Below are 13,819 nucleotides of genomic sequence, written 5' to 3' on the forward strand. Positions count from 1 at the left end.
GCTAGGCGCTTCTGGCAACTTCGCCGCGGAACCACTAAAGCGCTGCGAAGCCCTCGATTATACAAAAAGTGCTGGGAAATCCAAATTTCCTGTGTCAGGGGCTCTGCGCCTTGTTGTTTTGGCTCTCCCAGCGCTTGCGGTCAGCAATGCACACAGGCAGCTGCGCGTACTCTGACTTTTGGCACTCCTGGTAGACGCACATGCTGCGAGTCCACACACTGGCATTCAAGCAAAGCTCAACCGGAGCCACGGGGGCAACAGGGGTCGACACGGGCCCTGCGGCGGGTTTTGCCTCTGCGCGGGAAGGCCTGATCGGCACGGCCGGCACAGGCTTTTCCAGCGCAGATGGAGGCACTTTCGGGACCACCGGCTTAGGGACGGCCGGGGCCGGACTGACTACCGGGGCGCTGGCTGCGACCAGCGCGGCGTCCTCCACCAGGACCGGCGCACGGGTCGCCACGGCGGGCGGCGCCTGCTCCAAGGTGGCCGAGGGCTTGCGCAAGGCCATGTAAGCGCTAACCAGCAGCAAAACTACAACGACAACAAACACCCCCCAGCCCACCCAGCGGGCGGAGGCTGAAGGCCGGTTTTTGCGTTCGGCGGAAGCGCGTTTGCGAGGCGATGCACGGCTGGCCTTGCTATCGCGCCCTTCCCCGCGGCTGCGCTTGGCCCCCAGAGACTGGGTGCGCGGCTGCGGGGCTGGTTGGGTGGTCAACAAGGCCGTGGTGTGCGTGACGACTGGCGGCACGTCAGTTTCCAGCGTCACGCCCGTGCCCAGGGCCTCCCGCCAATCAAAGCGTGCCATGTCCGAGGGCGACAACAGCTGCATTTCCTCGGCAAACGCGTCCACACTTTGCGGGCGGTGGTCGGGCTCTATAGCCAGCGCATGGGCAACAGCACGCACAAATTCGGGCGCATAGGCCTGACCAAAGTGCGTTTGTGCGGTCTGCGCGACTTGGGCAAAGGGTGGCATGCGGTCGCGCACCACCCGAAAGGTAGCCGGCAAGGGTGACTCATTGCAAACACAGCCATGCACCACCGCGGCCAGGGCGTACAAGTCGGTCCAGGGTCCCTCCCGCAGGTCGGGCGCATCGGCATATTGCTCGATCGGGGCGTAATTGACCTTCAGAATGGCTGTATGTTTGTGGCTACTGTCAAGAATGGCACGCCGGGCCGCGCCCAGGTCCAGCAACACCGGTGGCCCCACATCCTGCAAGAAAATATTGTCGGGAGACACATCACGGTGCAGCATCGCGTTGTCATGCAGAACCCGCAGCGCCTCCAGCACCGACCACAGCACCTGGCGCAGCCAAGCCTCAGGCGGCGGGCCACTCATGCGGCGCCTAGCCTCCTTGAGCGTGACGCCCTCGTAGAGAGGCATGGCCATGTAGGCGGTGTTATTGGCCTCCCAGAAACGGTATACCTTGACCAGCGAGGGGTGCTCAAAACGCGCCAGCAAGCGCGCCTCGTCGATAAAAGACTGCAGGCCGCTCTGAAAGGGCTGGTCGTCGGCAGTAGAGCGGGCCGTGAGCGCCAGGCTGGCATCACGCCCAACCAGCGCCGATGGCATGTACTCTTTGATAGCCACAGGCCGGTGCAGGGTGTGGTCATACCCTCGGTACACCATGCCAAATCCGCCTACGCCCAACAGTGACTGAACTTCAAATTCGCCCAGCATGGCACCAGACGGCAACGCGTCTACATGCCCCAAAGGAGGCACGGCAGACGTATTGGGCGGGGATGTACTTTCACGCATTCTGTAACTGTGTAGAGATCGCGGCACGAAGCCTTGCGGAACTTGCGGGCCCCTGTGTCCAACGAATACGCCTGTAGCGTGGGTGCCCTGCGTGGGTATCATAGGGGATGTTCAGTTACCGCCACGCCTTTCACGCCGGCAACCATGCCGACGTCCTTAAACACACCGTCCTGCTGGCAGTGCTGCGCCATATGACGCAGAAAGACACCGCCTTGAATGTGTTCGACACACATGCAGGTGCGGGCCTGTACCGCCTGGACGGTGATTACGCCAAAACTAGTGAAGAAGCTGCCGAAGGCTTTTTGAAACTGGTAGCCACCAAGCCCAAACAACCATTTGCCCCCGCCTTGCAAGACTATGTGGACATGGTGGCCGGCTTCAACAGCACCGACCACTGGAGCGTCTACCCCGGCTCTCCCTTCATCATCCAGAGCCTGCTGCGCGAGCGTGACAAGCTCAAACTCTACGAGCTGCACCCCACCGACACCAAAACCCTGACTGCCAACGTGGCCCAGCTGGAAGCGGGCCGCCAAGTGGCCATCTTGCGCGAAGACGGGTTTGAAGGGCTCAAGAAGTTTCTGCCGCCACCATCACGCCGTGCGTTGGTGCTGTGCGACCCCAGCTACGAAGTGAAAAACGACTACGGCCGTGTGCTCGACATGGTGGCGGACGCGCTGCTGCGTTTTGCCACCGGCACTTACGCAGTCTGGTACCCGATCATTCCGCGACCCGAAGCACACGACCTGCCCAAACGCCTGAAAACCATGGCCAACAAGGCCGGCAAGTCCTGGCTGCATGCCACGCTGACGGTCAAGTCCAGCAAGCTGACCCAGGACGCGCAGGGTGAAGTGGTACGCCCTGGTCTGCCAGCCAGTGGCATGTTCCTGATCAACCCGCCCCACACACTGAAGGCCCAACTCAAGGATGCCTTGCCCCAGATGGTGGAACTACTGGGACAAGACAGCAACGCAGCCTTTACGCTGGATTCTGCGGGTTAGGGCAATTAAAGCAAACTCCGACACACGACTTGAGCCGATGGGGTGTGTTGTCGGGCGGCGATTTCTGCGCGCCCGGCAGTATGAGCCGCCCGGCAATACGCCCCAGCGGCGTACGCAAATCTCAGCTGGCTGACAGCCCTAGGTTTGCGCACAGCGCCAAGGTGGCCGCGCTCTGGTTCATCGTGTAAAAGTGCAACGCAGGCGCCCCACCGGCACGCAGTTGTTCACACAAGTCGGTGACCACTTCCAGCCCAAAGGCCTTGATGGACGCCACATCGTCGCCATAACTTTGCAGGCGCAGGCGAATCCAGCGCGGGATCTCGGCACCGGAGGCGTCCGAGAAGCGCATCAGCTGCGTGGAGCTGGTGATCGGCATGATGCCGGGCACCACCGGCACCTCCAGCCCCAGCGCATCCACCTCTTCCACAAAGCGGAAGTAGGCGTCAGAGTTGTAGAAATACTGGGTGATCGCCGAGTTGGCGCCAGCTTTGACCTTGGCGGCAAAGGCCTGCAGGTCATGGGCCGGCGACTTGGCCTGCGGATGCACTTCGGGGTAGGCCGCCACTTCAATGTGGAAGTCGTCACCGGTCTCGCCCCGGATAAAGGCTACGAGGTCACTGGCGTAGTGGAACTCGCCGCCCGCGCCATAACCGCTGGGCAGGTCACCACGCAGGGCCACTAGGCGCTTCACGCCCATGGCCTTGAGTGTGGCCAGTTGGGCACGCACGGTGTCTTTGGTGGCGCCAATGCACGAGAAGTGCGAGGCCGCGCTCACGCCTTCGGCCAGGATCTCACGCACCGCGTTGAAGGTGCCCTCTTGCGTAGATCCACCCGCACCAAAGGTGACCGAGCAGAACTCGGGTTGGAGCGTGTAGAGCTGCTGGCGCACACCACGCAGCTTTTCCGCGCCTTCGGGCGTTTTCGGAGGGAAGAATTCCAGGCTCAGGGGAATTCGGTCGTTGGTCAACATCAGCATCTCCGTCTCACCCGCCCCGCGGGCGGGGATGTGTTCAGCCCGCCTTGCGGGCGCAAATGAAAAATTCGCGGTTGCCATCGCCACCCTCAATGGGCGAGTCGAACCACGCGGTGACCGTCAGGTCCAGTTCGGCACAGGCCTCGCGCAGGCGCTGCTCGACGATGGCGTACATGGCCGGGTCTTTGACAATGCCACCCTTGCCCACCTGGCCAGGCTGCAGTTCAAACTGCGGCTTCACCAGGGTCAGCAGGGTGCCACCCTCGCGCAACAAAGGCACGGCCGCGGGCAGTACCAAGGTTTGCGAGATGAAGGACAGGTCGGCCACCAGCAGGTCAAACGGTGGCGCGAATTCTGGCGGCAAGGTGGCCAGCTCGGCCTCCTCGCGGCTGTCGTCGGAGCCGTCAAACCCTTCGAAGGTTGGGCCGTCTTCTTCTACATCAAATTGGCCTTCAGCCCCCGTACTGTCTGCGTAAGCAGCTATCAAATCTGCAGCAGACAGGGTGCGGGCATTGACACTCTCCACGCACAGAACACGCGCATCCTCGCGCAGGCTGGGGTGCAACTGGGCACTGCCCACATCCACCCCCACCACTGCAGCGGCGCCGGCTTGCAGCAGGCAGTCGGTGAAACCACCGGTGCTCTGCCCCACGTCCAGGCAACGCAGGCCCTCCACTGACAGGCCCACGTGTTTGAGGGCTGCCTCCAGCTTCAGGCCACCCCGCGACACATAACGTGCCTCGGAGTCGTCCAGCAGCTCGATGGCAGCGTCCTCGGGCACGTCGTCGCCATTTTTGACCACGCGTTTCCAGACCTGCCCGCCCACTTCCATCTTTTGCCATTGCACGCCATCGGCGATCAGGCGTTGGGCCTGCGAGCGGGTGCTGGCCAGCCCGCGCTGTACCAGCAGTTGGTCTATACGCATGGAATCCTTGGCTTAGTAGCGGTAAGTGTCTTTTTTGTACGGGCCGGCTTTGGAGACGCCGATGTACGAAGCTTGCTCGTCGGTCAGCTCGGTCAGCATGGCGCCCACCTTCTTCAGGTGCAAACGGGCCACTTTTTCGTCCAGGTGCTTGGGCAGCACGTAGACCTTGCCAACCTTGTATTCCTTGGGCTTGGTGAACAGTTCGATCTGGGCGATCGTCTGGTTCGCAAAGCTGGACGACATCACGAAGCTGGGGTGGCCGGTGCCGCAACCCAGGTTCACCAGACGGCCCTTGGCCAGCAGGATGATGCGCTTGGCGGGCTTCTTGCCCTTGGCGGGGAAGATCACGTGGTCCACTTGGGGCTTGATCTCTTCCCACTTCAGCTTTTCCAGCGAAGCGACGTCGATTTCATTGTCAAAGTGACCGATGTTGGACACGATGGCCTGGTCCTTCATGGCCTCCATGTGCTTGTAGTTGATGACGTTTTTGTTGCCGGTGGTGGTCACGAAAATATCGGCCTTGTCGGCGGCGTATTCCATGGTCACGACCTTGTAACCTTCCATCGCGGCCTGCAGGGCGTTGATGGGGTCGATCTCGGTCACCCACACTTGGGCAGACAGCGCGCGCAGGGCCTGGGCGGAGCCCTTGCCCACGTCGCCGTAACCCGCCACCACAGCCACCTTGCCGGCGATCATCACGTCGGTAGCGCGCTTGATGCCGTCCACCAGGGATTCGCGGCAGCCGTACAGGTTGTCGAACTTGCTCTTGGTCACCGAGTCGTTCACGTTGATGGCGCGCAGGGCCAGCGTACCCTTGGCGGACATTTCTTCCAGGCGCATCACGCCGGTGGTGGTTTCTTCGGTCACGCCCATGATGTTCTTCAGGCGGCGGCTGTACCAGGTGGGGTCCACTTTCAGCTTGGCCTTGATGCTGTTGAACAGGCAAATTTCTTCGTGGCTGCCGGGTTTGGCCAGCACCTTGATGTCCTTCTCGGCGCGGGCGCCCAGGTGCATCAGCAAGGTGGCATCACCACCGTCGTCTAGGATCATGTTGGGGCCTTCAGCCGCGGTGCCCTTCTTGCCGTTGAATTCAAAAATGCGGTGGGTGTAATCCCAGTAGTCTTCCAGCGTCTCACCCTTGACGGCAAACACCGGCGTGCCGGTGGCGGCAATCGCGGCGGCGGCGTGGTCTTGTGTGGAGAAGATGTTGCACGAAGCCCAACGCACATCGGCGCCCAGGGACTTCAGCGTTTCAATCAGCACACCGGTCTGGATGGTCATGTGCAGCGAGCCGGTGATACGCGCGCCCTTCAGGGGCTGGGCCTTGGCGAATTCTTCGCGGATGGCCATTAGGCCGGGCATTTCGGTCTCGGCGATGGTCAGCTCTTTGCGGCCCCAGGCAGCCAGGCTGATATCGGCGATCTTGAAGTCTTCGGCCTTCGCCGCAGCGGCAGGTGCCGCCGATTTGGTCACAGCCTTGGTGACAGCAGGTTTGGCAACGGGCTTGGCAGCCTTGACGGATTTAGCAGCGCTCATGGTTCACTCCAAAAGTTCATGTGAATAAGCACTGGCGGGCGGGGATTTGAGAAGCCAAACTCACCGCACACAAACCAGTGGGTGAGCGCCGTTGGGGGGCACAGTGCAGGGCGCACCGTGTTTTCCGAGCCTCACTTGCTGTGCCGCGACGGGCACCGGGCAAGCTGCAACGCTCCTCGGAAGTGGGCGATTTTAGCGCTTTGCGGATTGCCGCAGTACCCCGCTGGGACAAAGCGCCAAGAAATTTTCAGGCAATGGGCACAGAACCCGTGCTGCTGCCCAGCTGCAAGGCGGGCAAGCGCAGCCGCTGGTAGGGCCCATCTTGCGGCGCGCGCAGCACCTGCATCACCATCTCGGCTAGGGCCATACCCGTGGTCTGCGGGGTGGGCTGGGTCACGGTGGTCACGTCCAGCCCGGTGAGCAGGGTGTCCTGCGGGATGTCGCCATGCACCACCACCGAAATGTCTTGCCCCACGCGCATGCCGGCGTCGATGAGCCCCCGGATCAGGCCCACGCCCCCCAGGTTGTTGTCCACGAGCACCGCGGTCGGCCGCGGCGAGAGGGCCAGCACCTTGGCCACGGCTTGCAGGCCGCTGCGCCGGTCATTCACCCCACCAATACAGTAATCCGCTGGGCAAGCCACACCCGCCGCGCCCAGCGCAGTCATAAAACCCCGGTGGCGCTGGAAGGCAAAGTTCAGCGCCAGCGGCGCATGCACATAGGCAATACGCGTGTGACCCAGCGCCAGCAAATGCTCCACCGCCAGGCGGCTGCCCATGTCGTTGTCAAAGTCCAGCCAGGAGTAGTCTGCACACTCGGCGGTGCGGCCGTAGCCAACAAAGGGGTAGCCCTTGTCCCGCAGGTAGTCGATGCGCGGGTCCTGCACACGTGTGTTGGGCACGATGACCGCGTCCACCCGCCCACCACGGAACAGGCGCTCGTAGATTTCCAGCTCGGTTTCGTTCTTGGCGACAGCCAGCAGCAGATCCAGGTGATCGCGCTCCAGGCGTTCGCCCAGGCCATCAGCCATGTCCAGAAACTGCGGGTTGCCCAGGTTCTCCACCGCAGCGGAATACACAATGCCTACCGCATCGGTGTTGCCACGCACCAGGCGGCGTGCACCGGCATCGGGCCGATAGCCCAGCGCGGTGGCCATGTCCTGCACGCGCTGACGGGTCTGCTCGTTCACATCGGTGTAGCCATTCAAGGCGCGGCTGACCGTGGAAGTGGACAGGCCCAAGGCCTGCGCCAGTTGCTTGATATTCGTTGTGCCACCGCTTTTTTGCATGGCGGGAGTGTAGATGCCTACGTGGCCCGTTCAAAAGCAGCGCCCTGCAGCACGTTTGCGGCGCAAGCGGTGTGCCAACCACGCGGCCCCGCAGGATGCGCCCAGGAGGCCCAGCGCCACCAGGGCGTACCCGGCAACGGCCTGTTCATGCAACACCACATCGCCGTCCAGATAGCTGCCCGTTTCGCTGTACGGGAGCTGTGCCCGCATGCAGGCCAGCCAGGCCACGGCAAGGCCGCCCGCGGCGCCAAGGGCGGCAAGCCCCCACAGCAGCGATTGCAGCAGCGTGCACCCCAGTGATCTGCGCATGTCCCGTCTCCTCGGTTGGTGAACACCCCCTCAGGCTTCCCAGGGCCACGGGCGGTGCCTGCGGATCTTGCCAGATCCCCACCTTGGCGCATCGGCCCTAAAATCCACCCCTTTGCCCCAGCCGCTGCTTGCAGCCCTCCCCCTTCATGACTTTTCTCGCCGAGACGCGCCGTCGCCGCACGTTCGCCATCATTTCCCACCCGGACGCCGGTAAAACCACGCTGACCGAAAAGCTGCTGCTGTTCTCGGGTGCGATCCAGATCGCCGGTTCGGTGAAGGCGCGCAAGGCCAGCCGCCACGCCACGTCCGACTGGATGGAGATTGAAAAGCAACGCGGCATTTCGGTCGCCTCGTCCGTCATGCAAATGGCCTACCGCGACCATGTGGTGAACCTGCTGGACACGCCCGGCCACAAAGACTTCTCGGAAGATACCTACCGCGTGCTGACCGCCGTGGACTCGGCGCTGATGGTGATTGACGCGGCCAACGGCGTGGAAGCGCAGACCCGCCGGCTGATCGAGGTGTGCCGCCAACGCGATACGCCCATCATCACCTTTGTGAACAAAATGGACCGCGAAGTGCGCGAGCCGCTGGACATCCTGGACGAGATTGAACGTGAACTGGGCATGCCTTGCGTGCCCATGACCTGGCCCGTGGGCCAGGGCAAGCTGTTTGGCGGCATCATCAATTTGCGCACCCAGGCCATGACGGTGTTTGAGTCGGGCAGCGAGCGCCGCCCGCAAGACTTTGACGCCGTGCCCCTGAACGACGCCGATTCGCTGGCCCAACGTTTTGGCCACGAGTGGACCACGGCCATGGAAAGCATGGAGCTGGCCACCGGCGCCTCCCCAGCCTGGGACCTGGAGGCCTTCTTGGCTGGCAAACAAACCCCCGTGTTCTTTGGCTCCGGCGTGAACAACTTTGGCGTGATGGAAGTGCTGGACGCCCTGGTGGACCTGGCACCCAGCCCGCAGAGCCGCACCAGCACCACACTGGTGAACCGCCAGCCCGTGGTGAAAGAGGTGCAACCTGAAGACGAAGCCTTTAGCGGCGTGGTGTTCAAGGTGCAGGCCAATATGGACGCCAACCACCGCGACCGCATCGCCTTTGTGCGCATGGCCAGCGGCAAATACACGCCCGGCATGAAGCTCAAGGTGATGCGCACCGCCAAGGAACTGCGCCCCACCTCAGTGGTGACCTTCATGAGTCAGCGCCGTGAGGCGGTGGAAGAGGCCTACGCGGGTGACATCGTGGGCTTTACCACCCACGGCGGCGTGCAGCTGGGCGACACGATTACCGACGGCAGCGTGAACCTGATGTACACCGGCCTGCCCTTCTTTGCGCCCGAAATGTTCATGACCGTGGTGCTGAAAAACCCGCTGCGCACCAAACAACTACAACAGGGCCTGGCCCAGTTAGGTGAGGAAGGTGCCATCCAGGTGTTCCGCCCCGAGATGGGCGGCAACATGCTGTTGGGCGCTGTGGGTCAACTGCAGTTTGAAGTGGTGCAGCACCGCCTCAAGGCCGAGTACGACGCCGACATTCGCCTGGAAGGCAGCCAGTACACCGGCGCACGCTGGATCACGGCTGACACGCCGGCCGAGCTGCGCGAGTTTGTCTATGCCTACCCCCAGCGCATGGCCAAGGACGCAGCCGACACCCTGGCCTACCTGTGCACCAGCCCCTACGACGTGCGCCTGGCGCAGGAGCGCTTTCCCAAGATCCACTTCCACCCGCTACGCGAACACGCGGGCCTGGCGCTGCAAAGCGCGGGCTAAGCCACTGGCCAGCGCCCGCGCCGGCTAGGGGGTGTACTGCCAACCGTTGGGGTTGGTGTCGGCCTGGTGGCACAGCGCCAGGCCGAGCTCGGTGACCGAGCCGCTGAAGCAGACAAAGATGGCCTGGTGGGAGGCCCACTGGCGGTTGCAATGCTTCTGGAAGTTGGTTTTGAGCCGGCCCTTGCGGTGCTCGGCCCACATCTGCAGCACCGAGGGGTTCTTGGCCTCGGCCTTGTACTCCAGCACCATGGCATGCCAGTCTTCGATGAGCCCATCAATCTTGCTGGCGGCACGCTGGCAGGTAAAGGCTTGGTCGCCGCGCGTCTGCGCGGCAGCGCCCCCGGCCAGCAGCCACAATGACAACCCCATGATGACCCAACGCTGCATGACCAACTCCCGGACAATGGCGCCTTTGCGCGCAAAAGCCGCAGCATACCGAACCGCCACATGCAAGCCCTGACCCACTGGCCCGAAGATACCCGCCGCAACCTGGTGGGAGTATTCACTGACATTGACGACACGCTGACCACCGACGGCGCCATCACTGCGGACGCACTGCAGGCGCTGGCCGACCTCAAGGCTGCGGGATTGATCGTGATTCCTATCACCGGGCGGCCCATCGGCTGGTGCGAACCCTTTATGGCCGGCACCCAGGGCCCCGCTTGGCCCGTGGATGCCATGGTGGCGGAAAATGGGGCGGTGGCGTTTGTGCATCAAAAAGACCTGCACCCCCCGTCGAATCTGCGCGAGCCGCTATCAAAACTATATCAACAGGATGCAGTCACGCGCACCGCCAACCAGGCCCACATGCAGGCCATTGCCGCGCAGGTGATGGCCGAAGTGCCTGGCGTGCAACTGAGCCGCGACAGCGCCGGGCGCGAAACCGACCTGGCGTTTGACTACGCCGAATTCGCCCGTCTGTCGCCCGACACGGTGCAGCAGGTGCTGGCCGTGCTGCAACGCGCGGGCATGCAGACCACGGTAAGCAGCATCCACATCCACGGCTGTTTTGGCAACTTCAACAAGTGGCAGGGCGCCTGCTGGATAACACGCGAACTGCTGGGGCGTGACTTGTCCGCTGAACTGGACCGCTGGGTGTTTGTAGGCGACTCGGGCAACGACCAGGCCATGTTTGAACACTTCACCCACAGCGTGGGCGTGGCCAACATCGCGCGTTTTGTGCCGCAGTTGGCCCACCTGCCGCGTTATGTGGCCGCGGCCGAGCGCGGCGCTGGTTTTGCCGAAGTGGCGCGGGCGATTTTGCAGGGGCGCGGCCTATGACTCAGGCGCAGGTTCGTCGCGCGTCGACAGGCTCCACCAAAGGCCTGCTCAGCGTGTTTGGCTCCACGTTGTTCCAACTGTCGGGCGTGTTCATGCTCTCGCCGCTGATGCTGGTGCTACTGAAAGAGCGCGAGGTGTCCACCACCGTGGCGGGCCTGTTTGCGGCCACCACCTGGCTGGGCATTTTTATCGTCACCCCATTTGCCTCTGCGCTCACCAAACGCTGGGGCCAGCGTACCACCATGTGGTTTGCGTCGGCCGCGCCGCTGCTGGCGGCCATTGGCTTTTTGACCACCGACGCGCTGTGGCTGTGGTTTGCGTTGGAGCTGCTGGCAGGTGTGTCCGGTGGGCTGCGCTGGGTGCTGGCCGAAGCGTTTATTGCCGAGTTCTCCCCTTCCGACCGGCTGGGCCGTTACATCGGCATCTACGCCACCATGGTGGGTGCCACCTTCATCATCGGGCCCACCTTGCTGGCCTGGGTGGGGTCCGGCGGCCACGCGGCGCTGGGGCTGGTCATTGCCCTGCTCTGCATCGGTCTGGCGTGGACCGCGCTGATTCCCGTGGTGCCGCCCCATGCCGAATCGGCCCACGCGCGCGTCGGACTGGCAGGCCTGTGGCAGGCGGTACGCAGCCATCCCATCATCATGTTGGCTGGATTTATTGGTGGCTTTTTTGAGCTGGGTCTGGCCTCCATCCTGCCGCTGTATGGCCTGGCTATCGGCTTGGGCGCGGCGGCCGCAGCGCTGTTGATCTCGGTCAGTGGCCTGGGCAGCACGCTGATTGCCATTCCGGTGGGTATGGTGGCCGATCGTTTCACCGACAAGGTTCGCGGGCGACGCACGCTCATGGTGATGTGTGTGGCCATCGCACTGCTGGCTGCCTGCGGGCTGCCGCTGGTGGCACAGCTGCAGTGGCTGGCGTGGCCCATCGTTTTTGTATTAGGCGCGGCGGGCAGCAGCCTCTATACGCTCAGCATGACGGACATTGGCGCACGCGAGCAAGGCATCACACTGGTGAACAGCACCGCGGTGCTGGTGCTGAACTACACGCTGGGCGGGTTGGTGGCGTCGGCCTTGTCCGGCGCGCTCATCGACTGGTCGCCCAGTACGGGATTTCCGTTGGTGTTGATTGCGGTAGCAGCTATCGGTTTGGTAGCCCTTTTGCGCACCCGGCGCAGCGGCACGTTTTAACGACCGACGCGCCACCGGGCACTATTTGCTGGACTTTTTGGGGGCAGGTTTGCGCGCTGTGGCGGCCTTCTTGGTCGCCGTCTTCGCGCCCGTTTTGGCAGCTTGTTTGCCAGCAAGCTTCTTCTTGGCTTTGGCCGATTTGCGGACGGCGACCTTCTTGGGAGCGGCCGATTTGGGCGGTATCAGGTCTTCCACCGACATGCCCGCGCTTTGTGCCATCGCCCCCCAGCTCACGCCCTGGGCGCGCTGCGGCAGCACGCCGGGCAGCGCCTTGGGGCCGTTGACCGTGTCCAAGGTGCCTCCATGCAAAGCGGCCTGGATTTGCGCGCCACTTGGCTGGGTCACACCTTCTTGCGCCAGGGTGGCTTGCGCCAGCTTGAGCGCCAGCCGCGTTTCGCCATACCCCAGCGCCCCGGTGGCGGGCACTCCGCTGGCCGCGCCAATGGGGTCGAGCGCCTGGCCGCTTTGCAGGCTCTGCACCAACCTCTCGGTGTCCTGCGGGCTGCCCACCCAAGGGGCGAACTCGGTGACCAGGCGTTCGGTATAGCCGTCGTCGGCATTGACCAGCGCGGGCATTGCAGCGCAGGCCACCAGGGTGCCCAGCAGACCGGCCAACAACCAGCGACGGAGCCCGGCACTCAGGTGCGCCGGTAGCGTAGAAATTCGGATCATGGAATGGGAGCTTAGTCGCACCCGGCCAAGCCGGTGCGGGGGAAATTGTTAAGCGGCGGTAAAACCCTGCAGCACATTCACAGCGTTGATGCCCACTTCTTCCACCGCATACCCCCCCTCAAAAACAAAGGCCGTGGGCAGGCCAGCACGCGCCAGGCGTTCGCCCACGCGCAGGTAATCGTCACTCTTGAGCGTGAAGCCCGAGATCGGGTCGCCCTCAAACGTGTCCATGCCCAGCGAGACCACCAGCGCCTCGGCACCAAACTTGGCGATAGCCGCCAGCGAAGTGTCCAGCGCCTGCGCCCAGGTGGCGTAGTTGGTGCCACGTGGCAGCGGCAGGTTCAGGTTGGCACCCAGCCCCGCGCCCTGCCCGGTTTCGTCGGCATGGCCCAGGTAGAAGGGGTACTCGGTGCGCGGGTCGCCGTGCAGGCTGGCAAAGAACACATCGGGCCGGTCATAAAAGATGGCCTGCGTGCCGTTGCCGTGGTGGTAGTCCACATCGAGCACAGCCACCTTCTGCATGCCTGCGTTGCGCAGATGCTGTGCAGCCAGCGCGGCGTTATTCAGGAAGCAGTAACCACCAAAAAAGTCTGCGCCCGCGTGGTGGCCCGGTGGACGGCTCAGCGCAAACGCGGCACGGTCGCCGTCCAGCAGCGCCTGCGCCGCACTCAGCGCGCAATGGGCACCCGCACGCGCCGCCACCCAGGTGCCGCTGGTGAAGGGCGAACCCGCGTCGTAGGAATACAGGCCCACCTTGGCCGAGAAATTCTCGGGCTCGATGTCGGTGCGGAAAGTGCGCGTGGGCCAGACCGAAGGCAAGATGTCCTTGTCGGCGTTGGCCGGGTCCAGCGCCACCCACTGGTCCCAGGCCGTGGCCAGAAAGTTCAGGTAGCGCGGGCTGTGGATGGCGGTGAGTGCGCTGTCGTCAAACGCCTGCGGGTTTACCACCGTGCCCAGTTGGCAGCGATTCAGCTCAGCCAGCACATGGTCGGCGCGCGCCGGCACTTCAAAACACGGCACCAGCGCACCGCGGAACATTTCGACCTTGCCCTGGTGCTGGGCGTGCAGGTGGTTGTAGAAGGTTTTCATGGTTTAGGCATTAAACAGGGATCT

General features: G+C 63.4%; 13 protein-coding genes and 1 riboswitch. Of the genes, 4 read left to right on the plus strand and 9 right to left on the minus strand.

What is annotated here, in order from left to right; all coding sequences use genetic code 11:
* Positions 1 to 94 precede the first annotated feature (94 nt).
* Complete coding sequence (locus tag AC097A_RS05525) at positions 95 to 1,756, minus strand: serine/threonine protein kinase (protein WP_479620057.1); 1,662 nt, start codon at positions 1,754 to 1,756, stop codon at positions 95 to 97.
* Positions 1,757 to 1,863: 107 nt separating this feature from the next.
* Here AC097A_RS05525 and AC097A_RS05530 point away from each other — a divergent pair, with 107 nt between their 5' ends.
* Entirely contained in the window at positions 1,864 to 2,754 is an 891-nt protein-coding gene (locus tag AC097A_RS05530) for a 23S rRNA (adenine(2030)-N(6))-methyltransferase RlmJ (RefSeq protein ID WP_315493780.1), read from the plus strand.
* Positions 2,755 to 2,875: 121 nt separating this feature from the next.
* Here the strand turns inward: AC097A_RS05530 and metF are convergent, their stop codons facing one another.
* From metF to AC097A_RS05555, 5 genes are all read right to left on the minus strand, one after another.
* The gene (gene metF / locus AC097A_RS05535) at positions 2,876 to 3,724 is read right to left on the minus strand and encodes a methylenetetrahydrofolate reductase [NAD(P)H] (protein WP_479620058.1); all 849 of its coding nucleotides are present in this window, start codon (positions 3,722 to 3,724) and stop codon (positions 2,876 to 2,878) included.
* A 40-nt stretch (positions 3,725 to 3,764) separates the two neighbouring features.
* The gene (locus AC097A_RS05540) at positions 3,765 to 4,652 is read right to left on the minus strand and encodes a TlyA family RNA methyltransferase (RefSeq protein WP_479620059.1); all 888 of its coding nucleotides are present in this window, start codon (positions 4,650 to 4,652) and stop codon (positions 3,765 to 3,767) included.
* 12 nt (positions 4,653 to 4,664) lie between these two features.
* The gene (gene ahcY, locus AC097A_RS05545; protein ID WP_479620060.1) at positions 4,665 to 6,188 is read right to left on the minus strand and encodes an adenosylhomocysteinase; all 1,524 of its coding nucleotides are present in this window, start codon (positions 6,186 to 6,188) and stop codon (positions 4,665 to 4,667) included.
* A 76-nt stretch (positions 6,189 to 6,264) separates the two neighbouring features.
* Positions 6,265 to 6,372: riboswitch (S-adenosyl-L-homocysteine riboswitch) on the minus strand.
* A 63-nt stretch (positions 6,373 to 6,435) separates the two neighbouring features.
* A complete protein-coding gene (locus AC097A_RS05550) occupies positions 6,436 to 7,476 on the minus strand; it encodes a substrate-binding domain-containing protein (protein WP_479620061.1) in 1,041 nt (346 codons plus the stop codon).
* A 30-nt stretch (positions 7,477 to 7,506) separates the two neighbouring features.
* Complete coding sequence (locus AC097A_RS05555) at positions 7,507 to 7,785, minus strand: hypothetical protein (RefSeq protein WP_105261337.1); 279 nt, start codon at positions 7,783 to 7,785, stop codon at positions 7,507 to 7,509.
* A 146-nt stretch (positions 7,786 to 7,931) separates the two neighbouring features.
* Here AC097A_RS05555 and AC097A_RS05560 point away from each other — a divergent pair, with 146 nt between their 5' ends.
* The gene (locus AC097A_RS05560; RefSeq protein ID WP_315478914.1) at positions 7,932 to 9,563 is read left to right on the plus strand and encodes a peptide chain release factor 3; all 1,632 of its coding nucleotides are present in this window, start codon (positions 7,932 to 7,934) and stop codon (positions 9,561 to 9,563) included.
* 24 nt (positions 9,564 to 9,587) lie between these two features.
* Here AC097A_RS05560 and AC097A_RS05565 read toward each other — a convergent pair whose 3' ends face one another.
* Positions 9,588 to 9,950 (minus strand): hypothetical protein, encoded by a 363-nt coding sequence (locus AC097A_RS05565; protein ID WP_479620062.1) that lies wholly within the window; start codon positions 9,948 to 9,950, stop codon positions 9,588 to 9,590.
* Between the two features lie 60 nt (positions 9,951 to 10,010).
* Here AC097A_RS05565 and AC097A_RS05570 point away from each other — a divergent pair, with 60 nt between their 5' ends.
* Positions 10,011 to 10,844 (plus strand): HAD-IIB family hydrolase, encoded by an 834-nt coding sequence (locus tag AC097A_RS05570; protein WP_479620063.1) that lies wholly within the window; start codon positions 10,011 to 10,013, stop codon positions 10,842 to 10,844.
* The gene (locus tag AC097A_RS05575; protein WP_479620064.1) at positions 10,841 to 12,034 is read left to right on the plus strand and encodes an MFS transporter; all 1,194 of its coding nucleotides are present in this window, start codon (positions 10,841 to 10,843) and stop codon (positions 12,032 to 12,034) included. The genes AC097A_RS05570 and AC097A_RS05575 overlap by 4 nt, the downstream gene beginning before the upstream one ends.
* A gap of 21 nt (positions 12,035 to 12,055) precedes the next feature.
* Here AC097A_RS05575 and AC097A_RS05580 read toward each other — a convergent pair whose 3' ends face one another.
* Together AC097A_RS05580 and AC097A_RS05585 are read right to left on the minus strand one after the other, a co-directional pair.
* On the minus strand, positions 12,056 to 12,706 hold the full coding sequence (locus AC097A_RS05580; protein ID WP_479620065.1) for a hypothetical protein: 651 nt from the start codon (positions 12,704 to 12,706) through the stop codon (positions 12,056 to 12,058).
* 48 nt (positions 12,707 to 12,754) lie between these two features.
* Positions 12,755 to 13,795 carry a histone deacetylase family protein gene (locus tag AC097A_RS05585; protein WP_479620066.1) on the minus strand — a complete coding sequence of 347 codons (1,041 nt, stop codon included), beginning with the start codon at positions 13,793 to 13,795 and terminating at the stop codon, positions 12,755 to 12,757.
* Positions 13,796 to 13,819: the final 24 nt, after the last annotated feature.

It is taken from the genome of Rhodoferax sp. XS2R6, assembly GCF_056521365.1.

Bases quoted from the DNA above. Each gene is read 5' to 3' on its own strand.
- AC097A_RS05525 (WP_479620057.1), bottom strand. From the start codon at position 1,756: ATGCGTGAAAGTACATCCCCGCCCAATACGTCTGCCGTGCCTCCTTTG.
- AC097A_RS05540 (WP_479620059.1), bottom strand. From the start codon at position 4,652: ATGCGTATAGACCAACTGCTGGTACAGCGCGGGCTGGCCAGCACCCGC.
- AC097A_RS05550 (WP_479620061.1), bottom strand. From the start codon at position 7,476: ATGCAAAAAAGCGGTGGCACAACGAATATCAAGCAACTGGCGCAGGCC.
- AC097A_RS05575 (WP_479620064.1), top strand. From the start codon at position 10,841: ATGACTCAGGCGCAGGTTCGTCGCGCGTCGACAGGCTCCACCAAAGGC.
- AC097A_RS05555 (WP_105261337.1), bottom strand. From the start codon at position 7,785: ATGCGCAGATCACTGGGGTGCACGCTGCTGCAATCGCTGCTGTGGGGG.
- ahcY (WP_479620060.1), bottom strand. From the start codon at position 6,188: ATGAGCGCTGCTAAATCCGTCAAGGCTGCCAAGCCCGTTGCCAAACCT.
- metF (WP_479620058.1), bottom strand. From the start codon at position 3,724: ATGTTGACCAACGACCGAATTCCCCTGAGCCTGGAATTCTTCCCTCCG.
- AC097A_RS05565 (WP_479620062.1), bottom strand. From the start codon at position 9,950: ATGCAGCGTTGGGTCATCATGGGGTTGTCATTGTGGCTGCTGGCCGGG.
- AC097A_RS05585 (WP_479620066.1), bottom strand. From the start codon at position 13,795: ATGAAAACCTTCTACAACCACCTGCACGCCCAGCACCAGGGCAAGGTC.
- AC097A_RS05570 (WP_479620063.1), top strand. From the start codon at position 10,011: ATGCAAGCCCTGACCCACTGGCCCGAAGATACCCGCCGCAACCTGGTG.
- AC097A_RS05530 (WP_315493780.1), top strand. From the start codon at position 1,864: ATGTTCAGTTACCGCCACGCCTTTCACGCCGGCAACCATGCCGACGTC.
- AC097A_RS05580 (WP_479620065.1), bottom strand. From the start codon at position 12,706: ATGATCCGAATTTCTACGCTACCGGCGCACCTGAGTGCCGGGCTCCGT.
- AC097A_RS05560 (WP_315478914.1), top strand. From the start codon at position 7,932: ATGACTTTTCTCGCCGAGACGCGCCGTCGCCGCACGTTCGCCATCATT.